This is a genomic window from bacterium (assembly GCA_040755795.1).
GTDB lineage: Bacteria > UBA9089 > CG2-30-40-21 > CG2-30-40-21 > SBAY01 > JBFLXS01.
Genome location: JBFLXS010000354.1, coordinates 1 through 2,061 on the forward strand (window position 1 = coordinate 1; position 2,061 = coordinate 2,061).

Consider the following 2,061-nt stretch of genomic DNA (forward strand, 5'->3'; position numbering starts at 1 on the left):
ATTGTGAATGGTGAATTGTGAATGGTGAATAGTGAATAGTTACCAATTTTTTTAATAATATCTCCATATCTCCTTAATCTCCACATCTCCTTTTGTTACACCACCTGAACGCTTACAAATCTATTTTATCACCCCAAACTTCCCAACCTTCTTTCCTCCGGCTCCGCCGGTGATGCAGTAGATATAGATACCTGAGGCAAGATTTTTGCTTTGAATATCCCATTCCTGAGGGCAGTCTGTTACAAATATCTCATCTATTAATTCACCGACAATGTTGTAAATCCGAATAGTTGAACCTTCGCTAACCCTGCCAAAATAGATATATCTTCCTCCATATTTCGCATCACCCTTCTTCCAGGGACTTGGATAGGCAAAGGCATCATCGTTTGTTGGAGTAAATGTTATGGTTGGTGTTCCTCCTAAGGTGAAGGTTGAGAAATGAGGAACATAAGCCCAGGCGACATTTTGTGTGCCATTAACAAAGGTAGTTAGTGCTGTCCATGTTCCATTGTTCCATAGATAGATAATAAGGTTTTCTTCCCTTATATTCGTCTTATCAACCAAACCATTATTATCATTATCCGAATAGGCAAAAGAAACAGTTGCTGAACCTACTAATGATTGTGTTCCAAATAACTGGTCTTGCTCATCCTTAAGTTCAATGTTATAGATAACCCCGGCAAAACTAATTCCTGATGGTAGATTTCCTGGTAAGTCTGATTGGGATGTTGAGGTTGAAATAGAAACTGTAACATCTGGTGGTAATGTTCCTGTGCCAAACTCTATTACTGCTGATGTTATTGTTCCAAAGGTTACTGTGCCTTGCCGGGTATGGACAAAAACTGTGATTGTGGCTATCCCTATTACTGTCCCATATCTTGCTGTAATTATATCTCTTCCTCCATTTGGTGAGGTAGTGATGGTTGCAGAACCTGTCCAGAAACCAGAATTTAGATTGATTGTAGATGGTGTAATGGAATTTGTCGTATTTGTCAATGTAGCTGCTCCTGAAACAGTAGTTACTGTGTTCCCATATTTATCCCTGGCTATAGCATTAAGGGTAAATGAGTTAGTTATTGTAGTTGTTGCTGGTGCAATAATACTAAGTTGGCTAACTGTTCCTGGAATAACAACAACTGTAGTTGTTGCAATGATGTCTATTGTTGTTGCAGTTATTATGTATGTTCCTACAGTAGTTAGACCTTGAACTATGATTGTTGCTGTGCCGTTGGTAGTTGTGGCTGTTCCGATGAACGGATTGTAACTAAACCAGACAATCGTTCCATCCTGGACAGGATTGTTGTTCTTATCTGTTACATAAGCAGAAATGGTTGATGTGCCATTATCAGCATTGATTGTTGATGGATTTGCTGTCAGGGTCATTGTTGCTGGATTGCCTGCAAGGACAGTGATTGTTATTGTAGCAAGGGGGGTTTCTGTTGTTGTTGCTGTAATTGTATAGATGCCCGTTTTTGTTCCTTTAAATGTATTTGTGGCTGTGCCATTTAAAGTTGTTGATGTTGCCATATCTGCTCCCTGCCAATACACAATTGTTCCATCTGAAACAGGATTGCTGTTCGCATCCCTTACGCAGGCATAAAGGGTTGATGTCCCACCGGCTGTAATAGTTTGAGGAATTACGATTAAGGTTAAGGTAAAAGTAGATGGTGGCGGTGGAGTTCCCTGAAATTCATAGGCACCCATATCAACCCTACCATTCAGTATGCGTGGTTTGCCATCTTTATCTTTGTCAGGAATGCCAGGAGCGGTGTTTAAGCCCTGGTCTATGCAAGGGGAAGAAAATTGAAGGTGAAAGTCAATTGAGCTTATAAATTGAGGGTTTTGGGAGATGTCGTGTGCTCCAGCCGAGCAATTGTAATAATCACCTGAAGAATTATTCCAGACATCGTTGTAATCAATATTAGGATTGCCAGAATATTTGTAGATGCCATACCGATTATTTACAATAATGTTGTTAGTGATCTGTGGGGAGGAGGAGGAGCAGTAGATGCCATCATCATCATTCCCTGAGATTGTGTTGTTGGTGATGGTTGGAGAGGA

General features: G+C 40.3%; 1 protein-coding gene. It reads right to left on the reverse strand.

The genetic code is table 11. The annotated features are described in order from the left end of the window. Positions 1-120: 120 nt before the first annotated feature. The coding region (locus tag AB1414_16430) for a right-handed parallel beta-helix repeat-containing protein (protein MEW6609005.1) at positions 121-2,061 on the reverse strand (1,941 nt) is incomplete at its 5' end.